Source organism: Labrys miyagiensis, from assembly GCF_030160835.1.
GTDB lineage: Bacteria > Pseudomonadota > Alphaproteobacteria > Rhizobiales > Labraceae > Labrys > Labrys miyagiensis.
In genome coordinates this window covers 298960-314193 of the sequence record NZ_BSPC01000005.1, presented here as the reverse complement: position 1 = coordinate 314193, position 15234 = coordinate 298960, and the positions used below count along the sequence as shown (strand labels likewise).

Sequence of the window (15234 nt, the reverse complement as noted above, 5' to 3'; positions counted from 1 at the left end):
CGCGATCTCTCCTTTGCCAACATTGAGAACTTCGATGTCCGACATCAGCTTCCACGATCTCTCGCGCCTCGATGCCGGCCAGCGCGCCGACCTCCTGCGGCGGGCGGAAACCGACCTTTCGGTTTTCATCGACAAGGTGCGCCCGATCATCCAGGCCGTGAAGGAGGAGGGTGATGCCGCATTGGTGCGGTTCGCCCGCGAGTTCGACAAAGCCACCGTCTCGAAGGACGGCATCGCGGTCACGCCGGCGGAGTTCGAGAGGGCATTCGCTTCCGTCGAGAAGGGCGTGATCGAAAGCATCGAGTTCGGCATTTCGAATATCCGCAAATTCCATGAGGAGCAGCGCCCGGAGACGATGTGGATGAAGGAGATGCGGCCGGGCGTTTACGCCGGCGATCGCTACACGCCGATCGCCTCGGTCGCTCTCTATGTCCCGCGCGGCAAGGGCGCCTTTCCCTCGGTTACCATGATGACGTCGGTTCCCGCCGTGATCGCCGGCGTGCCCCGCATCGCCATCGTGACGCCCCCGGCGCCGGATGGCTCGGTGGATGCGGCCACGTTGGTGGCGGCGAAGCTTGCCGGTGTTGAGACCGTTTATAAATGTGGCGGCGCGCAGGCTGTCGCCGCCGTCGCCTACGGCACCGAAACGGTGAGGCCGGCCCTCAAGATCGTCGGCCCCGGCAGCCCCTTCGTGGTCGCGGCCAAGAGCCTCCTCTCGTCCGTGATCAACACCGGACTGCCCGCCGGGCCCTCGGAGGCCATCATCTTCGCCGACGAAAGCGTGGATGGAGCCTTGGCCGCGCTCGACGTTCTGATCGAGGCCGAGCACGGCCCCGATTCATCTGCCTATATCGTCACTCATAGTCGCAAGGTCGCCGAAGCCGCTCGCAACGCCATTCCGGGCTACTGGTCGCAGATGACCGAGCAGCGCGTGGAATTCTCCCGGGCTGTGCTGACGGGTAAGCGCGGCGGCATCATCCTCACGCCATCGCTCGAGGAAAGCTATCGCTTCATCAACGACTATGCGCCCGAGCATCTCGAGATCCTCTCCCTCGAGCCCTTCGCGCATCTGGCGCACATTACCGAAGCGGCCGAGATCCTAATGGGACCGCATACTCCTGTGACTATCGCGAATTTCGTGCTTGGTCCGAACGCGGTGCTGCCCACCAGCCGGTGGGCGCGCTCCTACGGCCCACTCTCTGTGCATGACTTCGTCAAGCGGTCCTCGGTCGGCTACGTCACCTCGCCCGCCTATCCCGAGCTCGCCAAACACGCCCGGCGGCTTGCCCGCTACGAAGGCTTCAGCTCGCATGAGAATGCGGTGTCCGAATTGCGCGAACCCTATCTCGGGCGGGGCCGAGACACTCCGGCGTGAGGCGCTCGATCCCAGGACGTTCCAGCGGCATTCCTGAAAGGATCTTCGGATGACTTCTCTACCGGACACGGCCAGCCCGCTCTACGAAAAGGTGAAGGACTATATCCTTACCAATATCGGCACCGGCCAGTGGGGCACGGATAGCAGATTGCCCTCCGAGAATGAGCTCGTCGCGTCCCTCGGAGTGTCGCGAATGACGGTCCACCGCGCCTTGCGCGAACTCACCTCGGCCGGCTTGCTGATCCGCGTGCAGGGCGTCGGCACCTTCGTGGCGCCGCCTCGTCCGCAATCGGCACTCATCGAGATCAACAACATCGCGGCGGAGATTTTGGCGCGCGGCAATCGTCACCGCGCCGAAGTGCTGGTGCTGGAGAAGGTGGCCGCCAGCATGGATCTGGCTTCCTCCTTTGAGGTCCCCCGGCAGGCGCCGCTGTCTCACTCGATCGTGGTGCATTTCGAAAACGACGTGCCGGTGCAGATCGAGGAGCGCTTCGTCAATCCCGCCCTGGTGCCTGACTATGACAAACAGGATTTCGCCCGCATGGCGACCTATGACTACCTGATGCAGAAGACGCCGGCGACCGAGGTGGAGCACATCATCTCGGCGGTACCAGCCGACCGGATCATGGCGGCGCATCTGGACATCGCCGAGGGCAGCTGCTGTCTCCTGCTGCATCGTCGCACCTGGACGGGGGCGGTCGTCGCCACTCTCAGCAGGCTCACTTATGCCGGAAGCCGCTACTCGCTGGGCAGCCGTTACCTCACTTCCAAGATCGCGTGAGCGCCGGACGATGAAGCTGATCAATGCCGACGATGCCCGCGAGATGGCCAGGCGCCGACTGCCGCGCATCTTTTTCGACTATATCGACGGTGGTTCGTTCGACGAAGCGACGCTGCGCGCCAATCGTGCCGATTTTGGGCGATGGCAGCTGGTGCAGAAAGTGCTGGTGAACCCCGAAAAGCGCGACCTCTCCACCAGCTTCCTCGGCGAGCGCCACCCTCTGCCCTTCATGCTCGGTCCGGTCGGCTTCCTCGGCCTCTATGCCGGCAAGGGTGAACGGGAGGCGGCGCGCGCCGCCCACGCAGCGGGCCTGCCGCTCTGCCTGTCGAGCTTCTCCATCGCCTCGCTCGCGGAGTTGCGCCGCGAGACCACGGGCTCCCTCCATTTCCAGCTCTACATCCTCAAGGACCGGAGCTTGTGCGAGGAACTTCTGCTGGAAGCCGAGAAGGCAGGCGTCCATACGCTTTTTCTCACCGTAGATACCGCCATCACCTCTGTGCGGGAAAAGGATTTGCGCAATGGCTTCCGCTCGCTGACGAAGGTCAGCCCGGCCTTGCTGCTGCAGATGCTGATGAGGCCAAGCTGGTTCGCCGACATCATGCGGGCCGGCGCCCCGCAGGTCGGCGCTGTTGCCCATAGGCCCGAATTCGGAAAGGGCGTGCTCGAACAGGTGTCCAACCTGTCGCGCTCCATCGACCAGACCCTCTCCTGGCGCGATGTCGCATGGCTGCGCCAGCGCTGGCGCGGGCGCCTGGTCGTCAAGGGCATCCTCTCGACCAACGATGCGTTGCGCGCGAAGCAGGAGGGGGCGGATGCGGTGGTGATTTCCAACCATGGCGGACGCCAGCTCGATTGCGCGACGTCGACGATCTCAGTGCTGCCGGAGATCGCCGGAGCGGTCGGGGACGGGCTCGAGATCCTGATCGACGGCGGCTTTCGACGGGGCTCCGACGTGGTGAAGGCTCTTGCTCTCGGCGCCGACGGCGTGCTGCTCGGCCGCGCCTATGCCTTCGGCCTCGCGGCCGCCGGATCGAGCGGCGTAAGCGCCATGATCGAGGCCATTGCGACCGAGATCGACATCACGCTGGCGCTGATGGGGATCGCCTCGGTCGATGAGCTGAAATCTCTGGGCACATCCGTCCTGAGGCCCGCGTGATGGCGAGAGGGCAACATGGCCCGGGCGCGTCGGTTGGCGGACAGGTTGTATAGTCATGTATATATTTCGATCTTGACAGCCATGAACGGTGACGATGAGATGAGGGCGCTCAATCATGACAGTTCAGGGCCGGACAGTGCGGCCCAATGCGTTCGAACCGCCGTGTTCATCGTCAAATCGCCGCACGTCCACGACGCGGCTTGGTCATTCAAGGGGATCGAGAGAAATGCGCATTTTCACGGGACAATTCCGCGCGATCATGATGGCAGCTGCCATCGCGATCGCTGCGCCGGCCACCGCTCAAGCAGCTGATGCGACCATTCCTACCACGCCGGAAGCCGGCTCGTTCAAGATCGGCATCGAGCCCTGGCTCGGCTATGGCCAGTGGCATGTGGCCGAGGCCAAGGGCCTCTTCAAAGCGAACGGCTTGTCGGACGTGCAGATTGTGAACTTCAGCGAAGACAAGGACATCAACGCGGCGCTTGCCAGCGGCCAGCTCGACGCCGCCAACATCGCGACCCATACCGCGATGGGCATGGTCGCCGCCGGCCTGCCGGTCAAGATCGTGCTGCTGCTCGATGTCAGCATGACTGCCGACGCCATGATCGCCGGCAAGGACATTGCCTCCGTCAAGGATCTCAAGGGCAAGCAGGTCGCCTTCGAGGAGGGCACGACCAGCGACATCCTTCTCAAATATGCGCTCGGCAAGAACGGCATGACGGTCGCCGACATAGAGCCCGTGCCAATGCCGGCCGCCGATGCGGGCGGTGCCCTGATCGCCGGACGCGTCCCCGTTGCGGTGACCTATGAGCCCTATCTCACCGCCGCCCGTGCGCAGAACAAGGATGTCAAGCTGCTTTTCACCGCGGGCGAGGATCCCGGCCTGATCAGCGACGTGCTGGTGGTGCGCGACGAGGTGCTCAAGTCGAAGCCCGGGCAGGTGCTGGCGATGATCAAGAGCTGGGACGCCGCACTGAAGGCCTACAACGCCAATCCGCAGGACGGCCGGGCCATCATCGCCAAGGCGGTGGGCTCCAGCGTCGATGATCTCAACACGGCCTTCGATGGCGTGCGCTACTATTCCCTGACCGAGAACAAGACGGCGCTGACAGGCGATTTCACTACCAAGACCTTCGCCGATGTCGAGGCTGCCGCCAAAAACGCCAAGTTGCTGCAGGCCGACGTCACGCCAGAGCAGATGATTGATCCGTCCTTCGTCAAGGCGGCGGAATGAGCCGGCCCGAGGTTTGAGATTGCGACGATGACCGCACCCCGCCCTGCTGGCCCGGCTACCGGTCGCTTGGCCCGGCGCCGGTCCTTCCGCATCGGCGTGCCCATCACCAGGCCGCGTTTCCTTGCGATTGCGGCCATCGTATTCCTGGCCCTCGGTGCCGTTTGGTGGGCCGTTACGGCGTTCGGCTGGGTGACGCCGATTTTCCTACCGTCGCCCGATAGCGTAGCCGCCCAACTCGTCAAGCTTGCGGGGGACGGCACGCTGTGGGTCGACCTGAAGGCATCGGTCTACCGCATCTCGGTCGGTTTCCTGATCGCCTCCGCCCTCGCCATTCCCATCGGCGTGCTGATCGGCAGCTTCGCCGATTGGGAGGCGGCGATCGAGCCGCTTGTGGATTTCGTCCGCTACATGCCTGTGGTCGCCTTCGTGCCCCTGTCGATCCTGTGGGTTGGCACGGGCGACGCGCAGAAGTTCCTGATCATCTTCATCGGCACCTTTTTCCAGCAAGTGCTGATGTTCATGGATAATGTGAAACGGGTGCCGAAGGACTTCGTCGGGCTCGGGCGCACACTCGGTCTTTCGGATATGCTGATCCTGACGCGGATCGTGGTACCGAGCGCCATGCCCGGAATCTGGGACACCCTGCGCATCAGCCTCGGCTGGGCCTGGACCTGGCTGGTTCTGGCCGAGTTGGTGGCGGCAACCTCAGGCCTTGGCTATCGCATCACCGTGTCTCAGCGCTATTTCCAGACCAACACCATCATCGGCTACATCCTGCTGCTGGGCGTGCTCGGGCTGATCACCGACCAGGTCATGAAGGGCCTGGGCAAGGTTCTGTTCCGGAACGACAGCGGGATGTGAGGCATTTGATATGAGTGTTCCCAAGCTTCACATAGGCGGCCTTCACAAGAGCTTCGGCACGGGCGCGCGGCGCACGGAGGTGCTGCGTGACATCGACCTTGATCTCGCCGACAACGAATTCGTCTCCTTGGTCGGCACGTCGGGATGCGGCAAGAGCACCTTGCTCTCGATCGTGGCAGGCCTGCACCGCTTCGATACCGGGGAACTCGCCATCGATGGCGCGCCGATCCTGCAGCCCGGCCTCGACCGAGGTGTCGTCTTCCAGTCCTACACGCTGCTGCCCTGGCTGACGGCGCAGCAGAATATCGAGTTCGCACTGAAGGCGGCCGGCTACGACCGCGCGGCCTGCCGTGAGATCGCGCGCGAGCATCTCGAGCTGGTAAAGCTCTCCCACAGCGCCGACCGGTATCCCTCCGAGCTTTCCGGAGGCATGAAGCAACGCGTTGCCATCGCACGCGCGCTCTCCTACCGGCCCAAGATGCTGCTGATGGACGAACCCTTCGGCGCGCTCGACGCGCTAACGCGCCACCAGATGCAGGAGCTTTTGACGCAGATCTGGGAGGAGCACCGGCTTACCGTGCTTTTCGTCACGCATGACGTGGAAGAGGCAGTTTACCTCTCGGACCGCATCGTCGTGATGGGCATAGGCCCCGGACGCATTATCCAGAGCTTCGACGTTGGCATTCCACGCCCGCGCCGTGAAGAAGTGATGGAAACGCCCGCCTTCATGGACTTGCAGCGCCGCGTTCATAAGGCCATCCGAGAGGCGGCCAAGGCGACGGTTGCCTAGAGCAAAATGCGTTCAGGTAGGACCGGACACAAAACTTAACTCTTTGGTACCGAACGCATTTTTTCGATTCTTGGTGATTCGATCTTAAAATAAAACACTCTAGAGCGTGGTGGCTTTAGGTTCGATTGCTTCGGCTGTCATCCCCGGCCGTATCCTCACAAGCTTTGCTTGTGAGTGTGCTCGCGAGCGCAGCGAGAGAGAACGAGGGGAAGGGGATCCAGGGGCCCACAGGGCACAGGCCTCGGCCCCTGGATCCCCTTCCCTCGCAGTCACAAGCAAAAGCTTGTGACATGCTCGCCGGGGATGACAGCCTCTCCTGCCCCGTTAGTGATCGGGTCTAGAGCCACTATGCGCTAGATGTCGCTGTCGCGCGGATTCTTGGCGGCTGACCGCGCGGCCAGGAAAAAGGCCGAAACCGGTCATGGCCCGGTCAGACCCTTTCCTGAGCGATGGCGATACCTTGGCCGACACCAACGCACATGGTCGAAAGCGAGCGTTTGCCGCCTGCCAGCGCGAGCTCAAGTGCAGCCGTGCCGGTGATCCTCGCCCCCGACATGCCAAGTGGATGGCCGAGGGCGATCGCGCCGCCATTGCGATTCACGCGCTCGTCATCATCGGCAATTGCGAGTTGGCGGAGCGTGGCGAGCCCCTGGCTCGCGAAGGCTTCGTTCAGCTCAATCACATCGAAATCACTCTGTCTGAGCCCGAGCCTTTGCATCAATTTGCGTGAGGCGGGAACAGGGCCGATGCCCATGATGCGCGGTGGCACACCCGCGGTTGCCGCGCCCAGCACGCGAGTGATGGGCGTCAGCCCGTGACGCTTTGCTGCTGCTTCGCTGGCGAGGATCAGGGCGGTGGCACCGTCATTGACACCGCTGGCATTCCCGGCCGTGACGCTTCCATCCTTGCGGAATGGCGTCGTCAACCTGGCCAGTGCCTCGAGCGTGGTCTCGCGCGGGTGCTCGTCGCGATCCACCACGACCGGACCGCCTTTGCGCTGGGGAACCTCGACCGGTGTGATCTCCATCGCCAGACGCCCGCTCTTTTGCGCAGCGGCTGCCCTATTCTGAGAGCGCATGGCAAAGAGATCCTGATCCTGTCGGCTGATATTGAAGTCAGCAGCGACATTTTCCCCTGTCTCAGGCATGGAATCGACGCCATACTGCGCTTTCATCAGCGGATTGATGAAGCGCCAGCCGATCGTCGTGTCATGAACCTCGTTGCTGCGGGAAAAGGCGCTCTCTGCTTTCGGCATGACGAAGGGCGCGCGGGACATGCTCTCCACGCCGCCGGCAATCATCAGTTCCGCCTCGCCGGCTCTAATGGCGCGCGCTGCATAGACGACGGCGTCCATCCCGGAGCCGCACAGCCGATTGATGGTTGTTCCCGAGACCTCGATCGGCAGGCCGGCCAGCAACAGCGACATGCGTGCCACGTCGCGGTTGTCCTCTCCGGCCTGGTTGGCGCAGCCGAAAACCACATCGTCCACAGCCTGCCAGTCGATCGCGCTGTTGCGCTCGACAAGCGCCTTCAGCGGGACCGCGCCGAGGTCGTCGGCACGAACTGACGACAGTGAACCGCCGAAACGGCCGATCGGGGTGCGAATATAGTCACAGATGAAGACGTCACTCATTTGCTCAACTCGGGTGTGAGGAGGTCGCCGATGGTAGCGGGCACGATGAGTTCCGCACCGGTAAGGGCCTGGAGTTCGTCCACGCGCATGTCAGGTAGTTTTTCGCGCAGGACGAAGCGTCCGTTCTCGATGTCGATGACGGCAAGCGAGGTGTAGACGCGGGTGACGCAACCAACGCCCGTCAAGGGCAGGGAGCACCGCCTGACGAGCTTTGGCTTGTTGTCCTTGGTGACATGGTCGGTGATCACGGCCACACGCTTGGCACCATGGACCAGGTCCATCGCCCCCCCGACGGCCGGCACGCCCTTCGGACCAGTGGACCAATTGGCAAGATCGCCGTTCTCAGCCACTTCATAGGCGCCGAGGATCGCGACATCGAGGTGGCCGCCCCGCACCATGGCGAAACTGTCTGCGTGATGAAAAAAGGCGGTTCCCGGCTTCACGGTTACCGCTTTTTTCCCGGCATTGATCAGATCCCAGTCTTCCTCGCCTTCCGGCGGCGCCTCGCCAAATCCGAGTATCCCGTTCTCGGTATGAAAGATCGCCTGCCGGCCCGGCGGCTGGAAGCGCGCCACCATCTCCGGAAAGCCGATGCCGAGATTGACATACGCGCCTTCGGCAATGTCCTGGGAGGCGCGCCAGGCGATCTGCGCGGGGGTGAGTTTGGTCACCATGGCTTATGCAACCTCTGGATAGCGGGCATTGGCCCGGTTCAGATCTTCTTCCTGGGCGGGATGCGGGATCTCAACGACCGCTTGAACGAAAATGCCGGGGGTGACCACGTTTTCAGGATCGATGCCACCGGGCTCGACGATCCGACTGACCTGCGCCACCGTGTAAGCTGCCGCCATGCACATCAGTGGATTGAAATTGCGCGCGGCCATCCGGTAGGTCAGATTGCCGAGCGGATCGCCGAGATGGGCCTTGACCAGAGCCACATCCGCCTTGAGCCAGCGCTCGCGAACATAGGGCCTGCCGTCGAAATCCTCGGTAGGCCTGTCCTTCGCCAGCTCCGTGCCGAAGGAGGTGGGGGTGTAGAAGGCCGGGATGCCAGCGCCGGCGGCGCGAATACGCTCGGCCAACGTACCCTGCGGCACCAGCTCCAGCTCGATCTTGCCAGCCAGGTACAATTCGGTGAAGACCCGCGGATCCGCCGAGCGCGGAAACGAGCAGATCAGTTTCCTCGCCATGCCCTGTTCGATGAGCGCCGCCAGGCCGACATGGCCATTGCCGGCGTTATTGTTGACGATGGTCAGATTCCTGGGATGGCCGGTCCGCACATGACGGTCGATCAGAGCGTGGATCAGTTCGATCGGCGCTCCTGAGCCGCCGAAACCGCCGATCATCACGGTCATTCCATCTTCAATACGCGCGACCGCTGTCGCCAGATCCGGCATGGTCTTGTCCATGGCCTTGTCCCATTGCTGTTCTTGAAGGGCGCCCCGAGCACCGCGCTGCATCGACGATGCCCCCTATCGGGCCGGTGCGAGGACGAAGTCGTAGCTGATCTCCCAGAACGGGCTGGCAAACTGGAGTTCGGCCGCGCGCTTGGGGTCATGGACTTTGTGGAAGTCGGCCAGAAGGCTTTCCTTCACGCCGAACACCGCATCCGAGTCGATATAGGGATCGTGCGGGTCGAAGATATGCGTGGTCAGTGTTTCATATCCGCCGGCCTTCAGGATGAAATGCAGATGCGCCGGTCGATAGGGATGGCGACCAAGCTTGCCGAGCATCTTGCCGACAGTGCCATCATCCGGGATCGGATAGAATCTCGGCTTGACCGCACGGAACCAATAGCGGCCATCGGGGCCGGTACGGAACATGCCGCGCAGATTGAAATCCGGCTGGATGCCCTGTTGCTGGACATCATAGAAGCCTTCGTCATTGGCCTGCCAGACATCGATCACCGCATTGTCGACCGGCTTGCCATCGGTCCCGGTGACGCGACCGTAGATCACCATATCCTCGCCCTTCTGGTCGAGGCAGATATTGGCGCCCATCGGCAGCTCCGGGGCATCCGCAACGTGGAAAGGCCCAAGCACGGTGCTCTCGGATGCTCCCGAGGGTTTGCGGTTGTTGATGGCGTCCACCAGCATCGATACGCCGAGGACGTCCGACAGCAGGATGAACTCCTGGCGCCACTCGTTGGAGAGGTGCCCGGTCTGGTTCAGGAACTTGATGGCCTCCAGCCACTCGTCCTGGGTCGGCTCGATCTCCTTGACCGCCTCGTGCAGCTTGCGGGTGATAACCTCCATCACCTGCTTGAACCGCGCGTCCTGCGCATTCTTATTGCGTCCAGTGACAACCTCGACGGAATTTTCTTCCGTGAAAAATCCTTTTTCGTGCGCTTCCATGAAGACCCTCACAAAGCCAGAATGGATTTGAGTGCGCGGCGGAGCTCCACTTCCGGCTCGGCGGCGATGGTTTGGCTACGCCAGCACACATGATGATCCGGTCGCACCAGCAGCGCGCCGCTGTCACGCACTTCGCGCAGGCGCGCCCAGTCTCCGGTGAAATCCTGCCAATGCTGACGTGGGCCGATCGTGACCACGTGGATGTCCAGGTTAAGCTCCTTGCCGACCTTTCTGGCGGCATCGGCCCAGCCCTGCCCCCCGATTCCGGTCAGCACGGTCATGCGGCCCTTGCCGGTGAGATCGAGGATCGAGACCTTTTCACCATGCGGGCCGAACACCCACGCATGCGGCACCCGGGCGCCTGGCCAGCTCGTCTGTTGGTGATGCAGCTCGGCATCCCTTTCGAATGCCGGCTCCTCCTGGCCGTTGGTAACGATGGCACCGGAGGCGTAGCGCTGGTTCATCTCGACGCCATGCGCATCGAATTCGTAGACCTTGGCCGCGATCGAGTCGCGGATCCGCCTACGCTGCTCCTCGGCCGCCGTTGTGTCGTTGCAGCGTGCGTCCATGTTCTGTTGCATCTTCACCGGATCGATGGAATCGAGCAGGCCGAGCGCCTTGAAGATTGGCCCGAATTCCTCGATGGATTTGTTGGCCCGGGTGACGATCTGCCTGGCAACAGGAGCGCGCTCCTGCTGATAGCTGTCGAGCAGCTCTGGTCCTGCAGTGCCTTTCAGGACAAAGGCGAGCTTCCAGGCGAGATTGAATGCATCCTGGATCGAGGTGTTGGAGCCCAGGCCGTTTGACGGAGGGTGCCGGTGAATGGCGTCCCCCATGCAGAATACCCGACCGTTCTGCGTCGTCGTCGCATACATGTTGTTGACGGTCCAGGTCGTCACCGATTGGATCTCGACCTCGAGATCAGGGTCACCGACAAGATCGCGAACCACCTTCGTGGCGAAGGTCCCGTCGACCTTCGGAGCCGGCTGGTTGATGTCGTATCCCCAAACGATGAGCCACTCGTTCCATGGACGGACCGCACGCACGAGTCCCATACCGATGCCGCCGACATCGGCGCCGGGCTGCACGACCCAGTAGAGAACCGATGGGCGATGCGCGACATGACGTGACAGATCGGCCTTGAACAAGATGTTCATGGAGCCACCGACGCCCATCTTGCCCTCGAACTTCAGGCCGGCGTGCTCGGCCACCTTGGAATTGCCGCCGTCGGCGCCGATCAGATATTTCGAGCGCACCGTTAGCTGCTGGCCCGTCAGCCGGTCGAGGCAGGTCGTGGTGACGCCGTCCTTATCCTGCACGTGGCTGAGATATTCCGTCGACATTCGGGCCTGCGCACCGCGCGAGCAGGCCGTCTTGAACAACAGCGGCTCCATCATGGTCTGCGGCAGGTCGTTCATAAGGCTGGGCGATGACATCTGGTGTTCGGCGCGGCTGAGCGGGTGCTTGCCCCAGCTCTTCATGCGGCCGATTTCCTCGCCGGACAGCGAGGTGCAGAACACGTTCTCGCCCATCAAATCTTGTTCCATGGCGAACATGTAGGCTTCGTTCTCCACCTCCCGGCCAAGATCGCGGAGCACCTCCATCGTGCGCTGGTTGGTGATATGGGCGCGCGGCGTGTTGGCCAGCCAACGGTAGCGGTTGATGACCATCACATCGATGCCATAGGTCGACAGCAAGGCGGCACTGGTGGACCCGGCTGGTCCGGTGCCAATGATCAGGACGTCTGTTGCAATATCAGCCATTAGGTCCTCCCCGGGGTCGTTATTGGTCCGCCCGTCAGCGTGCGACGGACGGGGAAAAGCTGAATGCCGGTACGTTCGGTGACCAAGCCCCACAACCCGCGCGGAGCAAACAGCATGACGCAGATGCCGACCAAGCCAAGGCCGAGCAGATACCAGGAGCCGTAATCGGCCAGCAGGGCTTGCAGGATGTAGAGGACAATGACACCGATGATCGGACCTTCGACGGTGCCGATGCCGCCGATCACCACGATGAAGATGACGTAGGCGGTCCAATCCGTGACCGAAAAGGCCGCATCTGGCGAAATGTGCGCCTTCTGCACATAAATCAGGGCACCGGTCACGCCAGTGATCAAGGCCGAGATCAGATAGACAGCCGACCTTATCCGAAGCGCGTTGACGCCAACGGCACGGGCAGCCTGTTGATTGTCTCTCACGGCTGCGAGCCCCAACCCCTGACGCGAGCGCAGGAGTTTGTAAATGAATACGATGGAGCCCACGGCCAGCATCACAGCGAGCCAGTAGCACAGAATATCGACGGCCTGGGCGGAGCGCACGCCGAACAGCTTGCTCACCAGGCCCACGCCCCACATGTCGCGCATGACCGGTGCGGGCAACGATGTGCCGGTGCCCCCTCCCAGGGCTTTGAACTGCGCCAGCGCTAGCCGAACCACTTCGGCGATCACCCAGGTGCCGATGGCGAAATAGGCGCCCTGTAGGCGGAAGACGAAGTAGCCCGTCGGAATAGCGAGGAGCACGGCGCATAGACCACCGACGGCGATGCCGGCCAGAGGATCGAGTCCGAGCTGGACGACCGAGCCGACCATGGCGTAGGCCCCGAGGCCGACGAAGGCTTGCTGCCCCACCGAAACCAGGCCGGCATAGCCTGCCAGGAGGTTCCAGCACTGAGCCAAGACCAGCAGGGTGAGGATGAAGAACAGATCCTGGATGCCTCTGCGTGGGACGAACAGCGGTGCGGCGAAAGCGAGTGCGACAACAAGCACCGCGACCAGGAGAAAGGCCAGGGAAGCGTGTCGTCCCACAAGAAGCCGAGCACCAGGGTGTCGCTGTCAAAACACAGCCGGGCATATTCGGCCAGAAAGCTGTCGCTCACGCCGCTGAGGAAGCGATCATGCCGGCTTTTCGCGTCAAGGCGGAGTAGATGGTCGCGGAAAAGCGGTTCCTCTACACGGAACAGCTTCCGGATCGGATTACGCGGGCGAGCGAGGAGCCGTGGCGCTGATTTCAAGGGAGGCCTCCCTCGCGCGGCGTCGATCCATCCAGCCCGCCCGGACAGCCGCCCGATCGATCGGTCACAGCTGCCCTTCGGGGTATCGCGGATCAAAGTCTTCAGGCCCGACGAACCAGACGCACTCCCTGCGTTCGCCAGCGCCACGCGGATAGTCGCATTCAGGTCTTCGAGCTCTTTGCCATATTAGGGGCCGCCTGCCGCAGCCAGGATCCAATGGCATCCGAAAACTGCTCGCCGCCAAGGGGGGAGAGCCAGGCCCGTACAATACCCTCGGGTGAGAATCGTTCGAGATCCGCCATCATCTTCTTCTCGATTTCCGCGAGCAGAGCCGCCTGCAGCGGCTGCACGTCGGGCAGGCCCATCAGCTGTCTTGCTTCAACCGGCGTGCAATCCAGATCCACGGTAATTTTCATGATCCGTCCCGCTGTTTTTGACACGCGCCTGCATCGGCGCGGACGGATCATGCCCGCCCGCCGCAACAACGCGCAATCCATTGTGGCAAATCATCAGACCGATCAAAGGTCGCGAACGGACATAGCCGGGTCCAGATCGGACATTGCATTCGGTGTCCGAGTCGGAAAATCGGCTCGATTCCAGGAGTCTAGAGCGTCTTACTTTCAGATCGAATCGCCAAGAATCGCAAAATGCTTTTGATGCCGGCAAGTTAAGCTTTGGATCAGCTTTCACATGAACGCATTTTGCTCTAGCCTACATCGCCTGCGACCAGCTCACCCAATACCCAGGAGCTCGTTGCTCTTGAAGATCAGCTCGGTGCGGTTCCGGGCCTTGAGCTTGCGCATCATGTTGCGCAGGTGGACCTTCACGGTCGCCTCGCTCATGCTCAGCTTGAAGGCGATGATCTTGTTGGGATCGCCCAACCGCGCCAGTTCGAGCACTTCGAGCTGGCGCTGGGAGAAACCGCCCGTCTTGGGTGCGGGAGCCGCCGCTGCCGCCACCTGGGCGGCGCGGGCGGACATCAAGCCGCTGGCGGGAATGAAGGTGCCGCCCACGCTGACCAGCCTGATCGCCCCGAGGGTAACGTCGAGATCGGTGTCCATGGTCACGAAGCCACGGGCGCCCATGGTCAGCGCTTCCATCATGTGAGCCGGGCTCTCCTCATCCGATATGACGATGACGCGCGCACCGCCGACATTGTGGAGGACCTCGTTGAGATCGTGCCGGATGGCGGTCTCGGTTGCCTTCTGGCCCGTGGCGCAGAGCAGCACGATCCCGTCCGCAGGCTCCTCGCCGCCGGAAAGCCAGGCCTGTGCGCCGTCATGGCAGGAGACCTCGAAATCATGGGTCATGGTCTGCAGGCAACGGGCGAGACAGGTCCGGAAAATCTTGTTCTCGGACAGGATGGTGATGGACATCCTTCCGACCGCGAGGCGGCCTGCCGGGTGAGCCGGGAGGGCTTCGGGCATGGGCAGGGCATACCCACCCAGGAGGTGGGAGGTAGAAGTGGAGGTATGAATGGACATATTCATAATCGACCTTGTCTCAACAGCACTCGTTAGGTCGATTGGTACATGGAGAGCGTGATACGGTCGTTAGCTATAATTCCTAAGATGTAACAATGCGTACGAAAATTCATTCCGAAGGCAATTCCTGAACGCCTCATAGGCTCTGGGCGCCCTGACAGCTTTCCAAATGGTATTCTATGTACTTAAGATTGATGGCAGGGTGTAATTTCTGCCCGAAAGTAGTAGCCTGAAGCCCTCGACAAAAGGCGGCGGAGAGGTATGATCCTGATTAAGCGCGCGCTATGGACGTTCAGGGTTTGTGGGCCTTTTTTACCGGTTATTGCCTCATTTAAGAGGCGGTTAGGCGTAGAGCTGGCTTGTGAACGCACGTCCTTAACAATTGGGTATAATCATACTTTTGATCGAGGGAGGAGGCTTATGTCTCCTCCCTTTTCATTTGGGCCTACCCCCGGCAGGGAGGCCGATAGCCCGGATGCCCCTCGAAAGCGCGGGTGTATCGCAACCGGCATCGTGATTTTTTCTCAAGCCCTTCCGGCCGGAAAGGAACCCGCGCT

Annotated in this window: 14 protein-coding genes; 6 read left to right on the top strand and 8 right to left on the bottom strand. The window is 62.1% G+C overall.

From position 1 onward, the window contains the following. Positions 1 to 34: 34 nt before the first annotated feature. The 6 genes from hisD to QQL24_RS02185 all read left to right on the top strand — a co-directional run bounded on the left by hisD (position 35) and on the right by QQL24_RS02185 (position 6197). Positions 35 to 1375 (top strand): histidinol dehydrogenase, encoded by a 1341-nt coding sequence (gene hisD, locus QQL24_RS02210; RefSeq protein WP_284310241.1) that lies wholly within the window; start codon positions 35 to 37, stop codon positions 1373 to 1375. A gap of 49 nt (positions 1376 to 1424) precedes the next feature. After that, positions 1425 to 2156 carry a histidine utilization transcriptional repressor HutC gene (gene hutC / locus QQL24_RS02205; protein WP_284310240.1) on the top strand — a complete coding sequence of 244 codons (732 nt, stop codon included), beginning with the start codon at positions 1425 to 1427 and terminating at the stop codon, positions 2154 to 2156. A gap of 10 nt (positions 2157 to 2166) precedes the next feature. Continuing rightward, entirely contained in the window at positions 2167 to 3312 is a 1146-nt protein-coding gene (locus QQL24_RS02200) for an alpha-hydroxy acid oxidase (protein WP_284310239.1), read from the top strand. A gap of 226 nt (positions 3313 to 3538) precedes the next feature. Then, entirely contained in the window at positions 3539 to 4546 is a 1008-nt protein-coding gene (locus tag QQL24_RS02195; protein WP_431310624.1) for an ABC transporter substrate-binding protein, read from the top strand. Positions 4547 to 4573: 27 nt separating this feature from the next. Further along, positions 4574 to 5407, top strand: a complete 834-nt coding sequence (locus tag QQL24_RS02190) for an ABC transporter permease (RefSeq protein ID WP_284310238.1) — start codon at positions 4574 to 4576, stop codon at positions 5405 to 5407. Between the two features lie 10 nt (positions 5408 to 5417). Beyond that, positions 5418 to 6197, top strand: coding sequence for an ABC transporter ATP-binding protein (locus QQL24_RS02185; protein ID WP_284310237.1), 780 nt, complete (start codon positions 5418 to 5420; stop codon positions 6195 to 6197). A 430-nt stretch (positions 6198 to 6627) separates the two neighbouring features. Here the strand turns inward: QQL24_RS02185 and pcaF are convergent, their stop codons facing one another. The 8 genes from pcaF to QQL24_RS02145 form a co-directional block, all read right to left on the bottom strand. Next, positions 6628 to 7830: a 3-oxoadipyl-CoA thiolase gene (pcaF, locus tag QQL24_RS02180; protein WP_284310236.1), complete on the bottom strand. Its 1203-nt coding sequence runs from the start codon at positions 7828 to 7830 to the stop codon at positions 6628 to 6630. Further along, on the bottom strand, positions 7827 to 8504 hold the full coding sequence (locus tag QQL24_RS02175) for a 3-oxoacid CoA-transferase subunit B (RefSeq protein WP_284310235.1): 678 nt from the start codon (positions 8502 to 8504) through the stop codon (positions 7827 to 7829). Before QQL24_RS02175 ends, pcaF begins: the two co-directional genes overlap by 4 nt. Before the next feature lie 3 nt (positions 8505 to 8507). After that, the gene (locus QQL24_RS02170) at positions 8508 to 9239 is read right to left on the bottom strand and encodes a 3-oxoacid CoA-transferase subunit A (protein ID WP_284310614.1); all 732 of its coding nucleotides are present in this window, start codon (positions 9237 to 9239) and stop codon (positions 8508 to 8510) included. Between the two features lie 63 nt (positions 9240 to 9302). Beyond that, positions 9303 to 10184: an intradiol ring-cleavage dioxygenase gene (locus tag QQL24_RS02165; protein WP_284310234.1), complete on the bottom strand. Its 882-nt coding sequence runs from the start codon at positions 10182 to 10184 to the stop codon at positions 9303 to 9305. 8 nt (positions 10185 to 10192) lie between these two features. Beyond that, complete coding sequence (locus QQL24_RS02160) at positions 10193 to 11947, bottom strand: FAD-dependent oxidoreductase (RefSeq protein ID WP_284310612.1); 1755 nt, start codon at positions 11945 to 11947, stop codon at positions 10193 to 10195. After that, positions 11947 to 12987, bottom strand: a complete 1041-nt coding sequence (locus QQL24_RS02155) for a branched-chain amino acid ABC transporter permease (protein ID WP_284310233.1) — start codon at positions 12985 to 12987, stop codon at positions 11947 to 11949. The genes QQL24_RS02160 and QQL24_RS02155 overlap by 1 nt, the downstream gene beginning before the upstream one ends. A 367-nt stretch (positions 12988 to 13354) precedes the next feature. Next, entirely contained in the window at positions 13355 to 13609 is a 255-nt protein-coding gene (locus tag QQL24_RS02150; RefSeq protein ID WP_284310232.1) for a DUF6489 family protein, read from the bottom strand. 315 nt (positions 13610 to 13924) lie between these two features. Next, complete coding sequence (locus QQL24_RS02145) at positions 13925 to 14620, bottom strand: response regulator transcription factor (protein WP_284310231.1); 696 nt, start codon at positions 14618 to 14620, stop codon at positions 13925 to 13927. Positions 14621 to 15234 lie beyond the last annotated feature (614 nt).